General features: G+C 71.3%; 14 protein-coding genes. 11 read left to right on the forward strand and 3 right to left on the reverse strand.

Going from position 1 to position 14,903, the window contains the following annotated elements; genetic code table 11:
- Positions 1-32 precede the first annotated feature (32 nt).
- Positions 33-503, reverse strand: coding sequence for an aminoacyl-tRNA deacylase (locus KBX26_RS08420; RefSeq protein ID WP_210857713.1), 471 nt, complete (start codon positions 501-503; stop codon positions 33-35).
- A gap of 93 nt (positions 504-596) precedes the next feature.
- Here KBX26_RS08420 and KBX26_RS08425 point away from each other — a divergent pair, with 93 nt between their 5' ends.
- The 8 genes from KBX26_RS08425 to KBX26_RS08460 all read left to right on the forward strand — a co-directional run bounded on the left by KBX26_RS08425 (position 597) and on the right by KBX26_RS08460 (position 9,617).
- Complete coding sequence (locus tag KBX26_RS08425) at positions 597-1,994, forward strand: FAD-binding oxidoreductase (RefSeq protein WP_210865094.1); 1,398 nt, start codon at positions 597-599, stop codon at positions 1,992-1,994.
- Positions 1,991-3,334, forward strand: coding sequence for a class I SAM-dependent methyltransferase (locus tag KBX26_RS08430; protein ID WP_030331439.1), 1,344 nt, complete (start codon positions 1,991-1,993; stop codon positions 3,332-3,334). Before KBX26_RS08425 ends, KBX26_RS08430 begins: the two co-directional genes overlap by 4 nt.
- 101 nt (positions 3,335-3,435) lie before the next feature.
- Positions 3,436-3,993 (forward strand): transcriptional regulator, encoded by a 558-nt coding sequence (locus tag KBX26_RS08435; RefSeq protein WP_030331438.1) that lies wholly within the window; start codon positions 3,436-3,438, stop codon positions 3,991-3,993.
- On the forward strand, positions 3,986-4,855 hold the full coding sequence (locus tag KBX26_RS08440; protein WP_210865095.1) for an SRPBCC family protein: 870 nt from the start codon (positions 3,986-3,988) through the stop codon (positions 4,853-4,855). Before KBX26_RS08435 ends, KBX26_RS08440 begins: the two co-directional genes overlap by 8 nt.
- A 174-nt stretch (positions 4,856-5,029) precedes the next feature.
- Positions 5,030-5,263 (forward strand): zinc-ribbon domain-containing protein, encoded by a 234-nt coding sequence (locus tag KBX26_RS08445; RefSeq protein WP_030331435.1) that lies wholly within the window; start codon positions 5,030-5,032, stop codon positions 5,261-5,263.
- A gap of 318 nt (positions 5,264-5,581) precedes the next feature.
- Positions 5,582-7,837: a bifunctional diguanylate cyclase/phosphodiesterase gene (locus tag KBX26_RS08450; RefSeq protein ID WP_210865096.1), complete on the forward strand. Its 2,256-nt coding sequence runs from the start codon at positions 5,582-5,584 to the stop codon at positions 7,835-7,837.
- A 50-nt stretch (positions 7,838-7,887) separates the two neighbouring features.
- Complete coding sequence (locus KBX26_RS08455) at positions 7,888-8,646, forward strand: MerR family transcriptional regulator (RefSeq protein ID WP_210865097.1); 759 nt, start codon at positions 7,888-7,890, stop codon at positions 8,644-8,646.
- A gap of 197 nt (positions 8,647-8,843) precedes the next feature.
- Positions 8,844-9,617 carry a hypothetical protein gene (locus KBX26_RS08460; protein WP_210865098.1) on the forward strand — a complete coding sequence of 258 codons (774 nt, stop codon included), beginning with the start codon at positions 8,844-8,846 and terminating at the stop codon, positions 9,615-9,617.
- A 7-nt stretch (positions 9,618-9,624) separates the two neighbouring features.
- Here the strand turns inward: KBX26_RS08460 and KBX26_RS08465 are convergent, their stop codons facing one another.
- On the reverse strand, positions 9,625-10,923 hold the full coding sequence (locus KBX26_RS08465) for a serine hydrolase (protein ID WP_210865099.1): 1,299 nt from the start codon (positions 10,921-10,923) through the stop codon (positions 9,625-9,627).
- A 213-nt stretch (positions 10,924-11,136) separates the two neighbouring features.
- Here KBX26_RS08465 and KBX26_RS08470 point away from each other — a divergent pair, with 213 nt between their 5' ends.
- Positions 11,137-11,421 (forward strand): putative quinol monooxygenase, encoded by a 285-nt coding sequence (locus KBX26_RS08470; RefSeq protein WP_030331430.1) that lies wholly within the window; start codon positions 11,137-11,139, stop codon positions 11,419-11,421.
- 9 nt (positions 11,422-11,430) lie between these two features.
- On the opposite strand, the gene KBX26_RS08475 is transcribed toward KBX26_RS08470, so the two are convergent.
- Positions 11,431-13,008 (reverse strand): gluconokinase, encoded by a 1,578-nt coding sequence (locus tag KBX26_RS08475; protein ID WP_247680362.1) that lies wholly within the window; start codon positions 13,006-13,008, stop codon positions 11,431-11,433.
- 132 nt (positions 13,009-13,140) lie between these two features.
- Here KBX26_RS08475 and KBX26_RS08480 point away from each other — a divergent pair, with 132 nt between their 5' ends.
- Both KBX26_RS08480 and KBX26_RS08485 read left to right on the forward strand, forming a co-directional pair.
- Positions 13,141-14,292, forward strand: coding sequence for a hypothetical protein (locus KBX26_RS08480; protein ID WP_210865100.1), 1,152 nt, complete (start codon positions 13,141-13,143; stop codon positions 14,290-14,292).
- A 45-nt stretch (positions 14,293-14,337) separates the two neighbouring features.
- A complete protein-coding gene (locus KBX26_RS08485; RefSeq protein WP_210865101.1) occupies positions 14,338-14,865 on the forward strand; it encodes a hypothetical protein in 528 nt (175 codons plus the stop codon).
- The last annotated feature ends 38 nt before the right edge of the window (positions 14,866-14,903 follow it).

Consider the following 14,903-nt stretch of genomic DNA (forward strand, 5'->3'; position numbering starts at 1 on the left):
ACACTATTCCGCGCCGCCCACCGGGGCTGTGCTCAGCGGGTGGGCTGGGGGTCGGTGACGTCGGCCACTGTGGCGTCGAGGGCGGCGATCGCGACGTCGGCGGCGATCGCGACGGCCAGGCCACGCTCGCCGGCGCCCAGGGTGATCTCCCGGCCGCGCAGTCGCTCGTCGGCGACCACCGGCCAGGCCGTGCTCGCGCCGAACGGGGTGATGGTGCCGCGTTCGTAGCCGGTGGCGGCGAGGGCGCCGGCCGCGTCCGGCATGGAGAGCCGGTGCACCCCGAGCAGGGCGCGCAGCTTGGGCCAGGAGATGACCCGGTCGCCGGGGGTGAGCACGAACAGGTGATCAGCTTCACCACGACGCACCACGATCGTTTTGACCACGTCCGGGACGGCCACGCCCCGGACGGCGGCGGCCTCCGCGAGACTGCCGACCGCACCATGCCTGACCAGCCGATACGGCAGTTGGGCGGCGTCCAGGGCGGTGATCGCTGGCGATGGCATGCCCGCCACGGTAGCCGTCGCGCCTGCTACCGGACGGGAAACTGCCCCTGCCGACATCCCACGGTTTCCGAACGGCGAGCGTAAGGTGATCACATGCGCGCTGAGCGTGTGGATCATCCGATTGACCATGATCAAGCGGTGGACACGCTGCGGCGGTCGTACGCCGCGGTGCCCACGGGCGAGCCTGTCCGGCTGGCCAAACGCACCTCCAACCTGTTCCGCCCCCGGTCCGCTCCCCGGACTCCGGGGCTCGACGTGAGTGGCCTGAACGGTGTGCTGTCGGTCGACAGGGCCGCCCGCACCGCCGATGTGCAGGGCATGTGCACCTACGAGGACCTGGTCGACGCGACCCTCCCGCACGGGCTGATGCCGTTGGTGGTGCCACAGTTGCGCACCATCACGCTGGGCGGCGCGGTGACCGGCCTCGGGATCGAGTCGACCTCGTTCCGCAACGGCCTGCCGCACGAGTCGGTACGCGAGATGGACATCCTCACCGGCTCCGGCGAGATCGTCACCGCCCGGCCGGACGGGGAGCACGCCGACCTGTTCACCGCGTTCCCCAACTCGCTGGGCAGCCTCGGGTACGCCACCCGGCTGCGCATCGAGCTGCAACCGGTCGGCCGGTACGTGGCGTTGCGCAACATCCGGTTCACCCAGCTGGAGGCGCTCACCGACGCGATCGCCGAGGTGACCGCCACCCGCTCCTGGGCCGGCGAGCCGGTCGACGTGATGGACGGCGTGATGTTCAGCCCCGGTGAGGCGTACCTGATCCTGGGCACCTTCACCGACGCGGCCGACCCGCCCAGCGACTACACCGGTCAGGCGATCTACTACCGGTCGCTGCGCCAGCGCACCCGCGACGTGCTCACCGCGTACGACTATCTGTGGCGCTGGGACACCGACTGGTTCTGGTGTTCCGCGGCGTTCGGCGCGCAGCACCCGGTCGTGCGCAGGCTCTGGCCGGCGCGTTACCGGCGCAGCGACTTCTACCACCGACTGGTCCGGTTGGAGCACCGTCACCAGGTGGCGGCCCGGATCGACCGGCTGCGCGGGCAACCGGCCCGGGAGCGGGTCGTGCAGGACGTGGAGATCCCGCTGGACCGTACTGCTGACTTCCTGCGCTGGTTCGCCGGCGCGGTGGGGATGAACCCGGTGTGGCTGTGCCCGTTGCGGCTGCGGGAGCCGGCGGGTCCCGGTTCGGCGCGGTCCTGGCCGCTGTATCCACTCCAGCCGGGCCAGGACTACGTCAACATTGGGTTCTGGGGGAGCGTGCCGATCGCGCCGGGCGCCGCCGACGGCGACGTCAACCGCACGATCGAACGCAGGGTGTCGGAGTCGGGCGGGCACAAGTCGCTCTACTCCGACGCGTACTACGACCGGGACGCCTTCGATCGCCTGTACGGCGGCGACACGTGGCGGGCGGTGAAAGACCGCTACGACCCGGACCACCGGCTGACGGGACTGTACGAAAAGGCGGTAGCACGAGCATGAGCCTGACCGACCGAGATCAGGGGGCGGCGAGCGTCCCCGCCACCCCGCCGGCGGGGGGCCGGCGCACGGGTCCGACCGTCGCTGACGTCGTCCGCGCGGTCACCGCCGGGCCGCTTCCGGTGCGGATCACCGGGTACGACGGCAGCGCCGTCGGCCCGTCCGACGCCGGCATCACCCTGGCGATCCGTTCCGAGCGTGGGCTGTCGTACCTGCTCACCGCACCCGGCGACCTGGGCATGGCCCGGGCGTACGTCAGTGGTGACCTGGCGTTGCAGGGGGTGCACCCGGGTGACCCGTACGAGGCGTTGCGGGTGCTCAAGGACGAGCTGCGGTTGCGCCCACCGGCGCTGGCCGAGGGGCTGGCGTTGGTCCGTGGGCTGGGCTGGGAGCGGCTGATGCCGCCGCCGGCGCCGCCGCAGGAGGCGCAGCCCCGCTGGAAGCGGGTGGTGAACGGGCTGCGGCACTCGCGGGTGCGGGACAGCACCGCCATCTCGCACCACTACGACGTCTCCAACGCCTTCTACGAGAAGGTGCTCGGCCCGTCGATGACGTACACCTGCGCGGTTTTCCGGTCTCCGGACGACACGTTGGAGCAGGCCCAGGCGGCGAAGTACGACCTGGTCGCCGGCAAGCTGGCGCTGAAGAAGGGGATGCGGCTGCTGGATGTCGGGTGCGGCTGGGGTGGCATGGTGCGCCACGCCGCGCGTGAGTACGGCGTCAAGGCCCTCGGGGTGACCCTGTCGAAGGCGCAGGCGCAGTGGGCGCAGGCGGCGATCGAGCGGGAGGGGTTGACCGAGTTGGCGGAGGTGCGGCACCTGGACTACCGGGACGCACCGGCCGAGCAGTTCGACGCCATCTCCTCGATCGGGCTGACCGAGCACATCGGGGTGCGCAACTATCCGGCCTACTTCGGGGCGCTGCGCAGCCGGCTGCGGCAGGGCGGGCGGCTGCTCAACCACTGCATCACCCGCGCGGACAACCGGGCTCCGCACCGGTCGGGCGCGTTCATCGACCGGTACGTCTTCCCGGACGGTGAGCTGGCCGGTCCGGGTCGGTTGATCAGCGAGGTGCACGACGCCGGGTTCGAGGTGCACCACGAGGAGAACCTGCGCCAGCACTACGCGCTGACGCTGGCTGCCTGGTGCCGCAACCTGGTCGAGCACTGGGACTTCTGCGTCTCGGAGGTGGGCGCGGGCACCGCCCGGGTGTGGGGGTTGTACATGGCCGGGTCGCGGATGGCGTTCGAGCGCAACGGCATCCAGCTGCACCAGGTGCTGGCCACCCACAACGGCCCGAACGGTGTGAGTGGCTATCCGTTGCGACCGGACTGGTTGCCCTGACCATCTGCTGAGTGTCGCCTGAAGCCGCGCCGGAAAAAGTCGGCGCGGCTTCTCGCGAAGCGATTGACAAAGAAGTTTTGTACGTACAAACTGATTTTGCCATGAGAGACGTCCTGTACCTGGAGCAGATCGAGCAGGCCGAAGTCCTGCTCAAGCCGCATCGCGTCGAGGTGCTGCGGCAACTGGCCGAGCCGCGCACCTGCACGGAGGTCGCGGCCCGACTCGACCAGACGCCACAGCGCGTCTACTACCACGTCAAGCAGCTCGTCGCGGCCGGCCTCGTCGAGCTGGTCAACGAACGCAAGGTCCGTGGCATCACCGAAGGCATCTACCAGGCCGCCGCCCGGTCCTACTGGCTCTCCCCACGGCTCGTCGGCCGGATCGGCCTGCGCCGGGCCCGCGACGAGCTGAGCCTCGGCTACCTGCTCGACCTGATGGAGGAGGTCCAGGCCGACATCGCCGGCCTGGACCGGGCGGCGCCCGAGCTGCCCTCGATCGGGGTCTCCGGCGAGATCCGGGTGCCCCCCGAGCAGCGCCAGCAGTTCCTGCACGACCTGCAAACCGCACTTCAGGACCTGTTCACCCGCTACGGCGGCAGCGAAGGCGACGCCTTCAAGCTGGCCGTCGCCTGCTACCCGAAAGGAAACGACAATGAGTGAACCGATGAAGGTTCAGGCTCGCCTCTCCGCGCCCGTCGGCCGGGTCCGCAAGGCCCTCACCGACCCGGCCGAGCTGCGTCTCTGGCTGGCCGAGCACGCCGAGGTCGAGCTGCCCCGGCGGTACGAGTTCTGGGGCCGCTTCACGCCCGAGGGCGACGCCCCGCACCAGCGGTTGCTGCACGTGGACGACGACACGCTGCGCTTCAGTTGGCTGCTCGACGGGGTGGAGACCACCACCGAGTTCCAGCTGGCCGCCGAGGGCGCCGACAGCACCGTGCTGACGCTGACCCAGAGCCACTTCGACTTCGCCGAGGCGATGAGCGGCTCCAGCATCCGGGGCGTGCTCCAGACGTTCTGGGCGCTTGCCATCGCCAACCTGGCCGCCCACGTGGAGGGCAAGCCACTGCTGCCCCGCACCGACTTCACCTCCGCCGACCTGCGGGGTGAACTGGTCATCGCCGCCCCCGCCGACAAGGTGTGGGAGTCGCTGACCGACTCCGAGCAGGCCAGTGCCTGGTTCGGCTACCCGATCGGCATCGAGCCCTGGGTCGGCGGCCGGTACGCCATGGGCGGCTTCGAGACCGGCTACGCGGCCAAGGTCGTCGACCTGGAGCCCGGCCGGCGGATGTCCGTGGACTGGGGACCGACCGGCGTGACGAACTGGGAGCTGGCCGAATCCGGTGGCAAGACCACGCTGACCTTCGTGCAGAGCGGCTTCGACGAGGCCAACCCGCCGTACGGGGCGTGGAGCGGGTCGGTTGCCGGGCTGTACGAGCTGCGCCGCTTCCACGAGGTGCCGAACTGGCAGCCGATCTGGATCTCCGAGGAGATCCCCGGCCTGGAGCCCGCCCCGACCAGCTGACGTGTGATCGTCTCGCCTTGATCGTGCTCGATCAGGGATGTAGTGGCCTCGTTCACCCCCGGAGGCCCCCACATCCTGGGTCGAGCACGATCTTGTGCGTACCGGCGCGGTGGTTGTTCTGATCAGGTGGCGGGATGTGGTGACTTTTCGCTGTCGAGTGGGTACTGGCGGGCGATGTTCTTCATCTTTGGTCTGCGTACCAAGGTCGACCGGTCCGGTGTCGTGCAGCAGGTCTGCCGCCACTGCGGCAACCAGGCCGCACAGGTGATCACCCGCCGCTCGACGAAATTCACCCTCTTCTTCATCCCCCTCATTCCGATCCGTACCCGGTACGCGCAGCAGTGCACGTTCTGCGGGGCGGAGTACGAGATCTCCCGGTCCGACGCCGAACGCCTCCCGGTCGGCTGACCCGACGATGGAACGCTTCCTCTGCTGGCTGATCGGTCGACCAACGCCCCCGGTCGACGTGGCGGTGCACACCGTTGCCCGCCCGCCCTGCACCCCCGGTCGGCGCAGACGCCGCCGCGCACGCCGTCCGTCGGCCGGCACGACGCTGCCCCGCTCACCCTGGAACCGCTCCGGCGGCCGCTGACCGCAGGTCCGGGCGTCCGCGACGGCGTGCATGTTCGGCTCTGGCGGGGTTTCTGAGCGCTGGTTAGGCTTTCGGGGTTTGCCGTGGACCGGTCCTGCCGAGGGTGCACGCACGACGAAAGGGCCGGAGCGACCGTGTCCCGACAGGACGGAACGCAGGCTGCGGGGGCGCTCAACCCCGCCGGTGCGTTCGTCGCGGCTGCGGTCATCCTGCTGGAGGCGGGTTGGCTGGTCGCCGCGTTGCCCGGCGCCGCGCTGGTCAGTGATGTCGGCGCGATGCTGGTCGCCGGCTGGGCGACACTCGCGTGCGTCGGGGTGGCCCGTCGGCATCCGACGCCGCTGCGTCGCTTCTGGACCCTGCTCGCCGTCACCATGGCGCTCGCCGCGATCGGCCGGGCGATCTGGACGGTGCAGCGGCTCGTCGGCGGCGACCTGCCGCACACGCCGGTGGTCGGGGTGGTCTTCACCGCCGGCATCCTCACCGGCACGGCCGCGTTGCTCAGCTCGCCGTCCGCACCACGGACCGCGGTCGGTCGGGCCCGTACGCTGCTGGACGGGGTGATCGTCGCCCTGGCCCTGGTGCCGATCGGTTGGGTGCTGGTCTTCCGCGGGGTCGCCGCGGCCGAGCTGGCCGACCCGGCGCGCACGCTCGGGCTGCTCTTCCCGATGTTCGACCTGATGCAGCTCACCATCCTGGTCGCGGCCTCCGGGCCGGCCCGGCCGATGTGGCGGCCGATGAGCATCCTCGCGGCGAGCCTCAGCCTGCGGGTCGTCGCCGACGTCGTCTACGTGTCGCTGGTCGCCCGCGCCGACTACGCCGCCGGTCACCCGATCGACCTGTGCTGGCCGTTGAGTTACCTGCTGATCGGCCTGGCCACCCGGAACCCGCCACCACCGGACTGCGACGGCACCGACGACACCGCCGAGTCGCCACTGCCGCCCTGGTGGCGGGTGGCGCTGCCGTACCTGCCGGTGGGTGGGGCGATCGTCGCGGTGGTGCTGGCCCGTCGGCCCACCGGGCAGACCCCGCAGCTGGTGTTCGTGACCATGATGGTGTTGCTGGCGACTCTCGCCGTCCGGCAGGGGTTGGCCGCCAACGAGAACCTCCGGCTGGTGGTCCGGTTGCGTCGGCTCGCGTACGGCGACCAGCTCACCGGGCTGCCCAACCGGCTGTTGTTCAACCGGCGACTGCGGCTGGCCCTGCGCGACGGGCGGCCGGTGGCCGTGCTGCTGCTCGACCTGGACGGGTTCAAGCAGGTCAACGACCGGTTCGGGCATGCCACCGGTGACACCCTGCTGACCGGGCTCGCGGCCCGGATGCGCACTGCCGTCAACGGCGACGGCACCATCGCCCGGCTCGGCGGTGACGAGTTCGCCGTGCTTGTCGACGGCGACCGGCCGGTGTCACCCGAACGGCTCGCCGAGCGGCTGCTCGACGCGCTGCGGCCGTCCGACGACGAGGAGGACGTCGGGGTGCACCCGTCGGCGAGCATCGGAATCGCCGAGTTCGGCCCGCAGCACGCCTCCCACACCGACCTGCTGCGCGACGCCGACATCGCCATGTACGCGGCCAAGGCGGCCGGGAAGTCCGCGTATCGGACGTGCACACCGGCGCTGCGCGAGTCGGCCGTCTCCCGCGCCGAGCTGATCGCCGACCTGCGCCGCGCTGTCGACGAGGATCAACTGCGCCTGGAGTTCCAACCCATCGTCGACCTGAGCACCGGTGCGGTACGCAGCGCCGAGGCGCTGGTGCGCTGGCGGCACCCCCGGCTGGGGATGTTGGCGCCGGCGAAGTTCCTGCCGCTGGCCGAGGAGACCGGGCTGATCCTGCCGATCGACCGCTGGGTGATCCACGAGGCGTGCCGGGCCGCCGCCACCTGGCGGGGGCGGGTGCCGGACGCGACCGTCGCGGTGAACATCGCCGCCGCGCACCTGCGTCGGCCGGACCTGATCGCCACTGTCACCGCGGCCACCAGCGCCGCCGGGCTGGCGCCCCGGGCGTTGACCCTGGAGCTGACCGAGTCGGCGCTGATCGAGGGCACCGATGCGGTGCTGGAGCGGCTGCACCAGCTGCGGGAGCTGGGCATCAGGATCGCCATCGACGACTTCGGCACCGGCTACTCGTCGCTGAGCTACCTGCACCGCATCCCGGCCACCGAGTTGAAGATCGACAGGTCGTTCGTGGCGCGGCTGGGCACCGACGACCGGGCGTACGCCACGGTGGAGATGGTCACCCGGCTGGCCGGCGCGTTCGACCTGGCGGTGGTCGCCGAGGGGGTGGAGACCGAACGTCAGCATGAGGCGGTCACCGCGATCGGCTGCCCGCGCGGTCAGGGCTATCTGTACGGGCGGCCGGACGGCCCCGCCATGGTGGGCCAGAATCGGAGTTGACTCTCACGTAACGGCAGGCAGGAGCCTGGTTCCCGGAAGGGAGGGGGACCATGGCGTACACGGTGGGTCAGGTGGCGAAGGTCGCCGGCGTGACGGTGCGGACGCTGCACCACTACGACGAGATCGGGTTGCTCTCGCCCAGCGGGCGGACCTCGGCCGGTTACCGCCGCTACGACGACGCGGACCTGCAACGGCTGCAACTCGTCCTGTACTACCGGGAACTGGGTTTCCCGCTTGAGGAGATCACCGCGATCATCGACGACCCGGCGGCCGATCCGGCCGCACACCTGCGCCGACAGCACGAGCTGCTGACGGTACGGCTCAAACGGTTGCAGGAGATGGTCACGGCGATCGAGTTCGCGATGGAGGCGACCAAGATGAACATCCAACTCACGCCGGAGGAGCGGTTCGAGGTCTTCGGCGACTTCAGCCCGGAGGAGCACGAGGCCGAGGCGGAGCAGCGGTGGGGTGACACCGACGCGTACCGGGAGTCGAACCGCCGGGCCTCCCGCTACGGCAAGGAGGACTGGCTGCGGATCAAGGCGGAGAACGAGGACTGGGGTCGGCGGATCGTCGCGTTGATGGCCGCTGGCGCACCCGCGGACAGCGCGGAGGCGATGGAGTTGGCCGAGGAGCACCGGCAGCTTATTAGCCGTTGGTTCTACGAGTGCTCGTACGAGATGCAGACCGGGCTGGCCGACATGTACCTGGCCGACGAGCGGTTCACCGCGCACTACGAGAACATCGCCGAGGGGCTGGCGGCGTATCTGCACGAGGCGATCCACGCGAACGCGATCAGCCGGGCTTGATCGGCCGGCAGGCCGACCGGGACCGACAGCGGCCGGCCGGCCGACCGGGAACAACAGCGGGCCGGCGGGCCGACCGGGACCAACAGCGGGCCGGCAGGCCGACCGGGACCAACAGCGGGCCGGCGGGCCGACCGGGAACAACGGCAGGTGCGGTCCGGCTACTCTGGCCGGACCGCACCACCCCGGGGGAGATGACAGTGCAGAAACCGAAGCTGATCGCCGCTGGTGTCATCCTGGTCGTGGCGGTCGCCGCGGGGGTGTGGGCACTGGTGGCCACCGGGGATGAGCCCGACGCGGGTCGTCCGGCGGCGTCGGCGGACCCGACCGACGGGGTCGGTGTGCTCAGGGCCGCCGCCGGGAAGGTCGACCAGCAGACCTACAAGCTGACGTTGAGCAGCGGCGGGACGACAAGCGGGGACGGCACCGTGGTGCTGTGGGACCCGAAGGCGAAGCGGGGTCTGGAGACCACCTCCCTGAAGGTGCCCACCGGTGAGGTGAAGATCGAACGGCTCACCACCGGGCCGGACGTCTACGTCCGGGTCAGCGCCCCGGACCGGCGCGTTCCGGTCTGGGACGGCAAGACCTGGTGGCATGTCGGCGCTCCGGGTTCACCCCCCGCCAAGCAGGGCCTGGACAACACCCGGCTGGCCGACACGCTCGGCACGGCGACCGCCGTCCGCCAGACCGCCACCCGGGAGTACGCGGGCACGCTGGACCTGCGCCAGAGCAGCGCGGTGCTGGGCGAGGGGGTCGGAGGCGTGCTCGGTGACCGGGCCGGGGCGGTCCCGTTCACCGCTGCCGTCGACGAGCAGGGGCGGCTGGTCCGTTACCGCATCGAGCTGGCGAGCGAGCAGTCGGAGGTCGCCCAGCTCGACCTGACGTACTCGGATTTCGGGCTGTCGGTGTCGGCCGACCCGCCGGCCGCCGACCTGGTCGGCGAGGACCCGCCGGCGAACATCCCCGGCGCCTGACGCCAGCTCACTCCTCGACCGCCCCGTCGGCCGGGTCGACCAGGAAGTCGTAGACGGTGCGGGCCATCCGTCGGACCGTCTCGTCGCCGGTGGCCATCGGCCCGGCGGTGAGGAAGGCGACGGCGGTTTCGGTGCCGGGGATCAGGTAGTAGCCGACGTCGTGTGAGGCGTCCGGCAGGTCACCGGTCTTGTGCGCCACCGGCACGCCGGGCGGCAACGCCGCCGGGATCTTCGTGTTCAGGGTCTGTTCCCGCATGAACCCGATCATCAGGTCACGGGAGGCGGGGGTGAGGATCTCGCCGTCCCAGACCGCGCCGAGCAGCGACACCACGTCGTCCGGGCTGGTGTAGTTCTCCTCGCCGCGTTGTGCGGCGGCGCTGTCGAGCATCCGGCGGGCCAGGATGGTGGACCGCTGGTTCATCGAGTCGATCAGCGCGTTGACCGGGGCGAACCCACCCAGGTAGGTGATCAGCACGTTCGCGGCCACGTTGTCGCTGTACTTGATCAGGTACTGGGCGAGCCGGTGCACCGTCACCACCTGCGGGAACGTCTCGAACTGGAGTTGACCGGTGCCGCCGACCACATCCTCGGGAGTGACCAGCACCCCGTCGTCGAGGAAGATCTGTCCGCAGTCGACCCGGCGCAGCAGCTCGACCAGGATCCAGAGTTTGATCACGCTGGCCGCCTTGGGGCGCAGCGACCCGTTGACGGCGATCTGCTGGTCGCCGTAGCGGCCGGACAGGTCACGGACGGTGGCCCCGGCCGGGTTGAGGCTCGCGTCGGCGACCACCCGGGCGAGCTGCCCGCTGAGCGGGAACAGCCGGGCCCCGGCGACCGGGTCGGTGGGCGGCTCGGGGCTGGTGACCACCACGCCGGTCAGCGTCGTCGGTGGGCGGTGCTGTGGGATCACCTCCAACGTGCCCTCGCTGCGCCCGATCAGCGGCACCCGGTAGCGGTAGGCAGTGCCGCCGACGACGAGAGCGCCGCTGGCCACCCCGGCGGCGACCCGCATGGTCGGGTCGGCGACCCGGCCGGTGTCCCCGTCGCAGGCGCGGTAGCGCACCGTGTGACCGAGCGAATCCACTGCGAACACCCCGCCGGGAAACGACAGCCAGGACACCTCGCTGGTCGGTGGGCGCTCCGGTGTCGGGTCCAGTCCCGGTTCGTGGCTCCGGCCGTCACCGCCGTACCCCGGCTCGGTCGGCTGTGCCTGGTCCGTGGCGGGCCCGCGGCCCGGGTCGTCGGCGGTGGCCGGCCCGGTCGTCGCGAGCACCGCGAGCGCGACCGCCGCCGACAGCACCTTCACTGGTACGCGGGCAGAGTTCCCCAGCAGGGAAGATGAGCACCTCTTGTCGCTTTTTCTCACGTTTGCACGATATGAAGCGGGCGGGGCGGTCGAGACCGGCGGGACTGGTGTCACCCGTCCGGGCGGCAGGTCCCGGTGCGTGTCAGGCCCCAGCGGTATAAACGTGACTCACAGGTATCACCGTCATCGGCGGTACCGGATCCTGGAGGCCCAATGTTGATCATCGCTGGCAGTCTGCGGGTCGAACCGGCCGCACGCGAGGCCTACCTGTCCGGCTGCGCGCAGGTCATCGCGCAGGCCCGTGCCACCGCCGGCTGCCTCGACTTCCTGCTGGCGGCCGACCCGTTGGAGCCCGGCCGGATCCACGTCTACGAGCGCTGGGAGTCTGCGGAGCAGTTGGAGGCGTTCCGTGGCTCCGGGCCGGACGACGGGCCGGAAGTGGCCATCCTCGACGCCGACGTGCGGCGTTACCTGATCTCCGGCGTCGAGGCACCCTGACCCCGCCGCTCAGGTGGGTGGCAAGGGGCCGGTGGGCAGGCCGGGTGCCATCCGACGGATCGACGCGAAGGTGGGCGTGAGGGCGTCGTACAGCTCGGCGAAGAGCGGCAGCAGCGCCGCGTAGGTGGCGGCGGCGGCCGGGTCGGGGCGGATCGTCTCCTCGATCTGCACCAGGTCGGCGGCGACGTCGATGCTGGGGATCAGCCCGAGCGCCTCCATGCCGAGCAGCGCCGCGCCGAAGCTCGACCCCTCGTGCGCGGCCGGGAAGCTCACCGGCAGGCCGAGCACGTCGGCGAGCATCTGCCGCCACAGGCCGCTGCGGGCGAAGCCGCCACCGGCCCGGACCTCGCGAACCTCGTTACCGGCAGCGCGCACCGAGCTGAGCACCAGCGCGAGTTGCTGACAGACACCCTCCAGCGCGGCCCGCACCAGGTGCTCACGGCGGTGTGCGTGGGTCAACCCCACGTACGCGCCGCGCGGCAGGGCGCTCCAGTGTGGTGCCCGTTCGCTGTGCAGGTACGGCAGCATGATGAGCCCGCCCGAGCCGACCGGCGCGCGGGCCGCCAGCGCAACCAGCTCCTCCTCGGCGTGCTCGCCCAGGTCCGGGGCGAGCGCCGCGCCGGCCCACTTGAGCACGATGCCGCCGTTGTTGATCGCGCCGCCGACCGCCCAACGCTGCTCGGTCAGCGCGTAGCAGAACACCCCGCCGAGCGGGTCCACGCCGGGCCGCTCGACCATCACCCGCATCGCGCCGCTGGTGCCGATCGAGCAGGCCACCATGCCGGGATGCACAGCGCCCAGGCCCAGGTTCGCCAGCGGCCCGTCGCCCGCGCCGACCACCACCGGGGTGCGCTCCGGCAGGCCGGTCTGGGCCGCGCTCTGCGGGGTGAGGTTGGGCAGCACGGCGGTGGTGGCGACGAGCTGCGGAAGCTGTTCCGCGGTGATGCCGGCGATGCGTAGCGCCTCGTCGTCCCACTCCAGTGTGTGGATGTCGAGCAGGCCGGTGGCCGAGGCGATCGAGTGGTCGGTGACCAGCGTGCCGCAGAGCCGCAGCAGCACCCAGTCCTTGATGCCCACCCAGTGCGCCACCCGCTGGAAGATTTTCGGCTCCTGCTCGGCGAACCAGAGCAGCTTGGGCAGCGGCGACATCGGATGCATCGGCGTGCCGGTACGCCGGTGCAGGGCCAGCCCCGACGGTGCCGCCCGCAGCCGCTCGGCCTGCCGGGTGGAGCGCGAGTCGGCCCAGGTCAGTGAAGGGGTGAGGGGGTTGCCGTCAGGGTCCAACCCGATCAGGCTGTGCATCGCGGAGCTGAACGACAACCCGACCACCGGCTGCACCAGCTCGGCCACGACGATGCTGATCGATCTGAGCACCGCATCGAGGATCAGTTGAGGGTCCTGCTCGGCGTAGCCCGGTTGCGGGTTGTTCATCGGATAGCCGGCCAGGTGGCTGCCGAGCTGCCGCCCGTCGGTGTCGTACGCGACGGCCTTGGTGCTGGTGGTGCCGATGTCGACCCCGATCACGACCCCGGGCAGCGTGACTGCCGGCACGACCGTCACCCCCTCGGAGAACATGAACGTCGGCATCAGTATCCCCCTATCGTGCTGATTGCTCCGCCGATCGGATACTTCGCCCGTTTCGACGTGTCCGGGTGCCGTGCCGCACCTGTTGAACCCGACGACACCCAGATTGGTGGCCTGCGCGGCGAAGGAGTCGGCGTGGCAAAGACTGATTCGACGGGTTCCACATGGCGGTACCGGTGGGCGCACCGGCAGAACGTGCGGCGGGTCAGCACGTTCCGTGGCGCTGAGACGGCGTGGCGGCGACGCGACGACGAGTTACGGCGGCTGCGCGCCCTGGCCGCCGACTTCCAGGGTTCGGCGGCTGCCGGCGCCGGCCTGCCGTTGGAGTTGGCCGGCGACGAGGTGGTGCTCTGGGCACTGCCCGCAGCGCAACTGGTCGAGGTGCGACACACCGCAGTGCTGCCCGCGCCGGACCTGCATGTCGACCCGCGAACCGGGCCGCTGCGTCCACGCCGCCCCGACGGCGTCCGCGTCACCGACGCCGGCATGGCCGTGATCACCAGTCGTCGGCTCGTGCTGCTCGGCGGACGCGGCCGACGCGACTGGGCGTACGGCCGGATGACCGGCCTGGCCCACGACCCGACCGCACCGGTCACCCTGATCCAGGTGCTGGACCGGCGGCGTACCTCCGGGTTGCTGCTGCCCACCGACGCCGCGCCGGATTTCCGGTTCAAGCTCACCCTGGCCTTCGCCGACGCGATCGAACAGCGCTCCGCGGTGCTCGCCCAGCTCGACGAACTGATCGCCGAGCACGCCCAGCTCAAGCCGTTCCGGCCGGCGGTGGCCACCCCCGGGCAGGCCCGACTGTCGTCGTTCGTACCCGGTGGTCGCAGGAGCATCGCGGTGGCGGCGGCCATCGCGCTGCTGGTGCCGGCGGCGCTGATCGAGTCGGACCCGTCCGACCCGACCGGCGGCGCGGAGGTCGCCGCCGCCGCCACCCCGGCGCCCACCCCCAGCGGGGCACCGGCGCTGATCCACCCGGTCGACCCGGCGCTCGCGCTGAAGACCCCACCACCGAAGCAGAAGAAGTCACCGCGCCCCTCGCCCAGCGCGACCACCGACCCGCGCTGCGGGGCACCGGAAAACCCCCTGGGGTACGGCTTCTGCGGCGGCACGCGGATCCGCAAACCGGCCGCCGAGGTGTGCGACTGGTTCGACTGCGTACCGCAGTTCTGGGCGGGTCGCGGCTACCTGGTGCAGTGCCGCGACGGCTCGATCAGCCTGGCCGGGGGTCGGTCCCACGCCTGCGCCGAGCACCGGGGTGTGCGGCGGATCATCACGAAGTGACCGATTCGGGGCCTGAAGTCCGCTTCGCTCGGCCAGAATGATCGAGTGGAGATCCGGTCCGACGACGGCGCCCGGGTGCGGATACGCCCCGTCGGCTACCAGCCCGGCATCGACCCGCCCGACGACCCCGACGGGGCCGCGCCCGGCTGGCACGACTGGCTGCTCATCGAGGTGGACGCCCGCACCGCCGACGGTCAGACCTGGTCACACCACTACCCCAGCCTGATGGTCGAGGAGGCCCGCGCGCTCGGCGGTTGGCTGCACGGGCAGGCCACCGCCGCCCTCGCGTTGAGCGCGCCACCGGCGATGGTCCGGTTCACCGAACCCAACCTGGCCCTGCGCAGCCGGGTGCTGCGCCGCCGCCGGCTGGAGTTGATCGTGGAGTTCTCCGCCGAGTCGTTGCCACCGTGGATGCGCCGCCCGTCCAGCGCGATCTACCCGCTGATCCTCACCGTCTCCGCGGACGCCCTGGCCACCGCCGCCCAGCACTGGGCCGAGCACTGCGAGGCGTACCCGCCGCGTACCCGGTCGAGGTTTCCGACCCGGGGCCGACTCCCCGACCCACTCGGCTAGAGTGATCTTCGTCAGCCACGAGAGGAGGTGAGCCCGGT

This window comes from Micromonospora sp. C97 (assembly GCF_018070385.1).
Taxonomy (GTDB): domain Bacteria; phylum Actinomycetota; class Actinomycetes; order Mycobacteriales; family Micromonosporaceae; genus Micromonospora; species Micromonospora parva.